Origin of the sequence: Thiolapillus sp. (genome assembly GCF_048562965.1) — a bacterium.
In the GTDB taxonomy this organism is placed as follows: Bacteria; Pseudomonadota; Gammaproteobacteria; order Chromatiales; family Chromatiaceae; genus Thiolapillus; species Thiolapillus brandeum_A.
The window spans coordinates 1-6,968 of record NZ_JBHNMF010000151.1 but is presented as its reverse complement, the minus strand read 5'-3'; the positions used below and the strand labels follow the sequence as shown (position 1 = coordinate 6,968).

The 6,968-nt window shown below is 55.7% G+C and carries 6 protein-coding genes; 1 reads left to right on the top strand and 5 read right to left on the bottom strand.

The features are described from left to right. Positions 1 to 120: 120 nt before the first annotated feature. On the top strand, positions 121 to 2,508 hold the full coding sequence (locus tag ACOCD2_RS09630) for a penicillin-binding protein 1A (protein WP_293647953.1): 2,388 nt from the start codon (positions 121 to 123) through the stop codon (positions 2,506 to 2,508). A gap of 81 nt (positions 2,509 to 2,589) precedes the next feature. Here the strand turns inward: ACOCD2_RS09630 and ACOCD2_RS09625 are convergent, their stop codons facing one another. The 5 genes from ACOCD2_RS09625 to ACOCD2_RS09605 all read right to left on the bottom strand — a co-directional run bounded on the left by ACOCD2_RS09625 (position 2,590) and on the right by ACOCD2_RS09605 (position 6,822). Next, a complete protein-coding gene (locus ACOCD2_RS09625; RefSeq protein WP_293647955.1) occupies positions 2,590 to 3,888 on the bottom strand; it encodes a citrate synthase in 1,299 nt (432 codons plus the stop codon). A 51-nt stretch (positions 3,889 to 3,939) separates the two neighbouring features. After that, positions 3,940 to 4,866 carry a malate dehydrogenase gene (gene mdh, locus ACOCD2_RS09620; protein WP_293647957.1) on the bottom strand — a complete coding sequence of 309 codons (927 nt, stop codon included), beginning with the start codon at positions 4,864 to 4,866 and terminating at the stop codon, positions 3,940 to 3,942. Between the two features lie 60 nt (positions 4,867 to 4,926). After that, positions 4,927 to 6,198 (bottom strand): malic enzyme-like NAD(P)-binding protein, encoded by a 1,272-nt coding sequence (locus ACOCD2_RS09615; RefSeq protein ID WP_293649888.1) that lies wholly within the window; start codon positions 6,196 to 6,198, stop codon positions 4,927 to 4,929. Positions 6,199 to 6,354: 156 nt separating this feature from the next. Continuing rightward, positions 6,355 to 6,555: a 50S ribosomal protein L31 gene (gene rpmE / locus ACOCD2_RS09610; RefSeq protein ID WP_293649889.1), complete on the bottom strand. Its 201-nt coding sequence runs from the start codon at positions 6,553 to 6,555 to the stop codon at positions 6,355 to 6,357. 93 nt (positions 6,556 to 6,648) lie between these two features. Further along, on the bottom strand, positions 6,649 to 6,822 hold the full coding sequence (locus ACOCD2_RS09605; protein WP_293649890.1) for a hypothetical protein: 174 nt from the start codon (positions 6,820 to 6,822) through the stop codon (positions 6,649 to 6,651). Positions 6,823 to 6,968 lie beyond the last annotated feature (146 nt).

Here is a 6,968-nt window from a genome sequence, read left to right as displayed (position 1 = left end):
CCCCGGAAATTCTCTGGTCACTGTGCTGCTGCGCATGGTGGCTTGAATAATTTCTGGGAAACTTCAGCTGAGATAAACTCTACCTCCTCTTAACTCAATCTCGCGAATTACCTGTCTGGCATGATCCTTTTTGGAAAGATCCTGAAATACACCTTCCTTTTGCTGTTGCTGGGTATCACACTCGGCGCCCTGGTGATCGGCGGCACCTATCTGCATTTTCGCAACGAACTGCCATCTATCGACAACCTGAGGGAAATACAGCTGCAGGTTCCCATGCGGGTATTCAGCAGGGACAACAAGCTGATTGCCCAATATGGCGAGAAAAGACGCGATCCCGTCAGCTACGACGAAATTCCCGAAGACATGGTTCATGCTTTCCTGGCTGCAGAAGACCAGAATTTCTTCCAGCACTACGGCATCGATCCCGCTGGTCTTGCCCGGGCCGCCGTGACACTGGCGCTCACTGGGAAAAAACGTCAGGGTGGCAGCACCATCACCATGCAGGTTGCCCGAAACTATTACCTGACGCGCAAGCGCACCTTTACCCGGAAGATCCGGGAGATCTTCCTGGCGTTGCACATCGAGCAGGAGTTGAGCAAGGAAGAGATCCTCGAGCTGTATCTGAACAAGATTTATCTGGGGCACCGCTCCTACGGCATCAAGGCCGCCGCACAGGTGTATTACGGCAAATCTCTGCAGGATCTGACGCTGGCAGAGACCGCGATGATCGCCGGCCTGCCCAAAGCGCCTTCCAATTACAATCCTGTCACCAACCCGGAAAGAGCCCTGCAACGGCGCAATTACGTCCTGCAACGGATGCTGGCTTTGGGCTACATCAGCAAAGCGCAGGCGGAACAGGCAAGCAAAGAACCCGTGACAGCCAGGCTGCACCGCGCAAAAGTCGAGCTGCAGGCCCCCTATCTGGCGGAAATGGTTCGTGAGCGGATGGTCAAGAAGTTCGGTGCGGATGCCTACACCAGTGGCATCAACGTTTATACGACCGTCACCGCCAAACTGCAGGAAGCCGCCAACCTGGGATTACGCAAGGCACTGGAAGACTATGACAGACGCCACGGCTGGCGTGGAGCGGAAAAGCATTTTGAGCCGCTGCCCGAAGAAAGCAGCGCATTGGATCAGCTGCTCTCCGAGACACGGCCTGTACAGCAGCTTCTTCCCGCCATTGTCACAAATATCGGCGAGAAAGACGCCGAGGTCTATCTTGGCAAGGGGCAGACAGCAAGAATCGGCTGGGACGGGCTGAGCTGGGCACGCCCCTATGAGGACGAAAGCCACCGCGGAGCAAAACCGAAAACAGCGGCAGACATTTTAAAGAAGGGCGACCTCATCCGCATACAGGAACAGCAGGACAAAGAAGGCAACAGCTACTGGCGGCTGGCCCAGATACCTGCAGTCAGCGGCGCACTGGTCTCTCTGGACCCCACAAACGGGGCCGTCAATGCACTGGTTGGCGGCTATGATTTCTACAGCAGCAAATTCAACCGAGCCATTCAGGCCAGACGACAGCCGGGGTCAGGGTTCAAGCCCGTCATCTATTCCGCGGCACTCGAAGCCGGCTACACAGCTGCCAGCATCATCAATGATGCACCTGTGATCATGGAAGCCAATGGCGATGACGATACCTGGCGTCCCGAAAACTACAGCGGCAAGTTCTATGGTCCCACCCGGCTACGCTGGGCACTGACCAAATCCCGCAACCTGGTGTCCATTCGCCTGCTGCGTGCAATGGGCATTTCCCACGCACTCGAACATGCCCGGCGTTTCGGCTTCGACCCCGACAGCCTTCCCCACAGCCTTTCCCTGGCGCTGGGAAGCGGAGAAGTGACGCCACTGCAGATGGCCCGCGCATACGCGGTCCTGGCAAACGGGGGCTTTCTGATTGAACCCTGGTTCATCCAGCGTATTGAAAGAAACGGGGAAGTGCTTTTTGAAGCTGACCCACTGGTGGTGGGCTGCAATCAGGACACTGAGGAGGAAACCCGGCAGCCCGGGGAAGTTGTTTCCTGCCGTGCGGCACCACGCACACTTTCCGAGGAAAACCGCTATATCATGTATTCCATGATGCAGGATGTCATCAATAGCGGCACGGGCGTACGCGCCCGGGTACTCAAGCGCAACGACCTGGCTGGCAAAACAGGTACGACCAACGAGCAGCGTGACGCCTGGTTCACCGGCTACAACCAGCATATCGTTACAACTGTCTGGACAGGTTTTGATGACAACAGCAAGCTGGGCAAAGGAGAAGTGGGCGGACGCGTCGCCCTGCCCGCATGGATTGCCTTCATGAAGGTGGCACTGGAAGACATACCGGATGAGCCGCCGGAGATGCCATCGACACTGGTTACCGTGCGCATCGATAAAAACACCGGCCTGCAGGTTTCCGGCAATACCGCCGACACCATGTTCGAGATCTTCCGTCCAGGCAACGAACCACCTGTCTCAGAAGAGGAAGAGACGACCTCCCGCGATCCCGCCACAAATGACGGCTAGGAAAGCCCCGGAAGCAGCGTCAGGCCGGACGATCTGTTCTAGCCCGGAAAATTCATGGAATTTCCAGGCCGACTCCGGCGCTCAGCTCCGCTCTTCCATCGGCACATAAGCCCTTTTGGGCGCACCATCATAGATTTGCCGTGGACGACCGATGCGGAACTGAGGATCTGAGACCATCTCGGTCCAGTGCGCCACCCAGCCCACAGTCCTGGCGATGGCAAACATCACGGTGAACATGTTGTCGGGAATCCCCAGAGCGCGATAGATGATACCCGAATAGAAATCAACATTCGGATAGAGCTTGCGCTCCACGAAATACTCGTCACTGGTGGCAATCTCCTCCAGCTTCAACGCCAGCTCAAACAGGGGGTTGTTGCTGTCGGCCAGTTTTTCCAGCACCTGATGACAGACCTCGCGAATGATGCGCGCCCGCGGATCATAGTTCTTGTACACTCTATGACCAAAACCCATGAGCCTGTAGGAATCATCTTTGTTCTTGGCGCGTGCAATATACTTGTCAATATTCCTGACGCTGCCCATTTCCTCGAGCATGGTCAGCACGGCCTCATTGGCGCCACCGTGTGCCGGCCCCCACAGGGAAGTGATACCGGCAGCTACACAGGCAAACGGATTGGCACCCGAACTGCCTGCCAGACGCACAGTCGAAGTGGATGCGTTCTGCTCATGATCAGCGTGCAGGATGAACAGCAGATCCAGCGCCCGTTCCGCCAGGGGATCAACCTCATATGCGTCACAGGGTGTTCCCTTGAGCATGTGCATAAAGTTGGCGGAATAACTCAGGTCGTTGCGCGGGTACATCACCGGCTCGCCGATATTGTGCTTGTGACAGGCTGCCGCGATAGTGGGTATCTTGGCGATCAGGCGATGGGCGCAGATATCGCGGTGCCGGGAATCGAAGATATCCAGGGAATCATGATAGAAGCCCGCCAGTGAACCCACCACACCCACCATCATCGCCATGGGATGAGCATCGTAATGATAGCCTTCGAAAAAACGCAGCAATGCTTCATTCACCATGGTGTGGTGCGTAATGATGCGATTGAAATCCGACAGCTGGCCCGCATCGGGCAGTTCACCATACAACAGCAGGTAGGCCACCTCGACAAAGGTGCTTTTCGACGCGAGCTCTTCGATAGGGTAACCCCGATAACGAAGAATACCCTCGTCACCATCGATATAAGTGATGGAGCTGTGACAACTGGCTGTAGAGACAAAACCCGGATCATAGGTGAACACACCGGCATCACCGTACAACCGCGTGATATCGATGGCATCCGGTCCTTCCGTTCCCGAAATCACATCGAATTCATGGGCCGCACCGGAAGGCTCAAGAATAAGTTTTGCTTTCTTGTCAGACATTACACGACTCCAAATCTCGGTTGTTTTTTTTCTTGACCCAAATAAAGGGCTTCAGTCTCTCAGCCTGTTGATATCCTGACTGACCGCCGCAGCGGAACGCTGAAATGAGGACATCTCGTCCGGGTTCAGATCCAGCTCTACCACCTCGGCCAGACCTTTTTCATTCAGCACGCAGGGTACACCCATGGCAATATCCGCCTGGCCGTATTCACCCTGAAGAATGGCCACACAGGGCAGCAGGCGCTTGCGGTTGTGACTGATGGCATCCACCATGGCCGCCACAGAAGCGCCGGGAGCATCATAGGCACTGGAGTTTTTTCTCAGCGCCAGAATCTCTGCTCCACCTTCCCGCGTACGCTGAATTATATCCTGTATTCGGGCTTCACTGATAAAATGACTGATCGGCACCCCGTTGATCGTGCAGAAACGGGGCACGGGTACCATGCTGTCGCCATGACCGCCGAGCACCAGCGTCGTGATGTCCCGGCTGGAAAATCCGGTTTCCATGGCGAGAAATGCCGCCATGCGCGAAGCATCCAGTACACCGGCCTGTCCGAACACCCGCTCCCGCCCCCAGCCCGTACGCTGCCATACCCGCCAGGTAAGCACATCCACCGGATTGCTGACGACCAAAATCATGGAATTTGGCGAAAATCGCAGAATATTATCGACGATGCCATCAATTATGGACACGTTTGTATCCAGAACATCTGATCGGGACATGCCCGGCTTGCGCGGAATGCCGGCAGTAATCACCACCAGATCGGCATCGGCCAGATCGGCCGGGTCATTGCTGCCTGCAACGAGAGTATCGAAGTTGAAAAAGGGCGACGTCTGAAGAATATCCAGCGCCACACCCTGGGGAGCGTCCTCGCGAATGTCGATGAGCACCACTTCCCGGCAGATTTCCTGCTCGGCAAGGATCTGGGCAGTGGTTTCACCCACACGGCCTGCCCCCATAATCACAACCTTATTCATTTATTATTCTCCTGCTATCGAATCTGCTTATAAAGCATAGCAGGAGAACAATGAAGCTGCTCAGGAAATGCTTTCCATGGGCGGGTAGTGTTCCGGCCAGCCAGCCTTTGCCACACCGGTCTCGATGGCCGCTCTGGCCACCGCAGGCGGAATCACATTCCTCAGCCGCGCGTCGAGTGGCTTGGGCAGTATATAGTTCGTACCGGAGCTGAGCTCCTCAAGACCGTATGCCGACAGGACTTTCTGGGGAACAGGCTCATGGGTCAGGTTTTTCAGCGCATTGACTGCCGCAATCTGCATGGCCTCATTGATGCAGCACGCTCGAACATCCAGCGCTCCGCGGAAAATGAAGGGAAAGCCCAGCACGTTGTTGACCTGGTTTGGATAATCCGACCGGCCCGTAGCCATGATCATGTCATTCCGCACCTGATTGGCAATTTCCGGGCGAATTTCAGGCACGGGATTGGACAGGGCAAACACCACCGGACGCTCCGCCATGGACGCCAGCATTTCTGGCGTCACCAGATCGGGACCCGAGACGCCGATGAATACATCCGCCCCGTGCATTGCTTCGGCCAGAGTACGCTTGTCCGTGTCTGCCGCCACACTGAACTTGAAGGGATTGAGGTTCTCACGCCCAGCATGGATGACACCCTGGCGATCCAGCACCAGAATATTGTTGCGGTGGGCACCCATGGTGCACAGCAAACGCACGGCAGCAATACCGGCGGCTCCCGCACCCAGCACCACGATTTTTGCTTCCTCCAGGGTCTTTCCCTGAATCTCCAGCGCATTCAGCAGGCCCGCCGCGATGATGATGGCGGTGCCATGCTGATCGTCGTGGAATACAGGAATGTCCAGCTGTTCTGCCAGCGCCTGTTCGATCTCGAAACAGTGTGGCGCAGCTATGTCTTCCAGGTTGATGCCGCCAAAGGTGGACGCGATACGCACCACGGTATCGATGAACTCGCTGGGATGCGCCGCGTCCACCTCGATATCGAACACGTCGATACCTGCAAAGTGTTTGAAAAGCACGCCCTTGCCTTCCATCACCGGCTTCCCGGCAAGCGCGCCGGTGTTACCCAGCCCCAGTACAGCAGTACCATCGGTGATAACCGCCACCAGGTTGCCCTTGGCGGTGTACCTGTAGGCATCCTCGGGATTTTCTGCAATGCGCCTGACCGGCTCCGCCACACCCGGCGTATAGGCCAGCGCCAGGTCCCGCTGGGAAGCCGTCGGCTTGGTCAGCTCTACGCTGATTTTTCCCGGTACGGGATATTCATGATATTCCAGTGCGGCCTGGTTGATATCTGCATCAGCATCTTTACTCATGGGTTACCTCTGGATGGCAATAACTGGCCCGGATTCAAGGCATCCAGGCCGAAAACGCACCGCACCGCCATCCCTGGCTCCTTGCGGCATACATTCCATCCCTGGAAATAAAAAGGCGCCACGAGGGCGCCCTTTGGCTGGGACAGGATGTTCCGCTCAGCGCGCGTAACGCTTGCGGAATTTGTCCACACGACCTGCAGTATCCATCATCTTCTGCTGCCCGGTGTAGAAAGGATGGCAGGCAGAACATATTTCAATGTTCAGGTCTTTTCCCAGGGTAGAACGGGTTTCAAAGGTGTTGCCGCAACTGCAGGTAACCTTGATGTCACTGTAATCTGGATGGATATCCGCTTTCATGTCCGTCTCCGGCCTCTGGCCGCTTTAAAATTCGATAAACATAGCGCAACGGCGCCACAGAACCGCGCATTTTAAGGAAGCAAAGGAGAAAATTCAAGTGCTAATTTCCCTGATATGGTCCAGACGGATATCGAGATTTTCGCCATCCGTCAACTGTAACCTCAGATACTCTGCCCCTTTGAGGGTGAACACATCCACCACTTTTCCGCTATAAAGCTGCTGACCCGATTCCGTATCACAGCACACCCGCACCTGCTGGCGCCGCATGGCAAGATTCTCATAGGTGCTGTGCAGTCCGCAGTCGATAGGCCTGTAGGTAGTTCCCGTCTATAAATGCCAAGTCATTGAAATTCAATTGAAAAACCGAAAAAAGACGATGAGAAATCCGGTGCAGGATGGTACAATTATGATCT

Coding starts and splice junctions, on each gene's coding strand:
- ACOCD2_RS09630 (WP_293647953.1), top strand. CDS start 121: ATGATCCTTTTTGGAAAGATCCTGAAATACACCTTCCTTTTGCTGTTG.
- ACOCD2_RS09615 (WP_293649888.1), bottom strand. CDS start 6,198: ATGAGTAAAGATGCTGATGCAGATATCAACCAGGCCGCACTGGAATAT.
- mdh (WP_293647957.1), bottom strand. CDS start 4,866: ATGAATAAGGTTGTGATTATGGGGGCAGGCCGTGTGGGTGAAACCACT.
- rpmE (WP_293649889.1), bottom strand. CDS start 6,555: ATGAAAGCGGATATCCATCCAGATTACAGTGACATCAAGGTTACCTGC.
- ACOCD2_RS09625 (WP_293647955.1), bottom strand. CDS start 3,888: ATGTCTGACAAGAAAGCAAAACTTATTCTTGAGCCTTCCGGTGCGGCC.
- ACOCD2_RS09605 (WP_293649890.1), bottom strand. CDS start 6,822: ATGCGGCGCCAGCAGGTGCGGGTGTGCTGTGATACGGAATCGGGTCAG.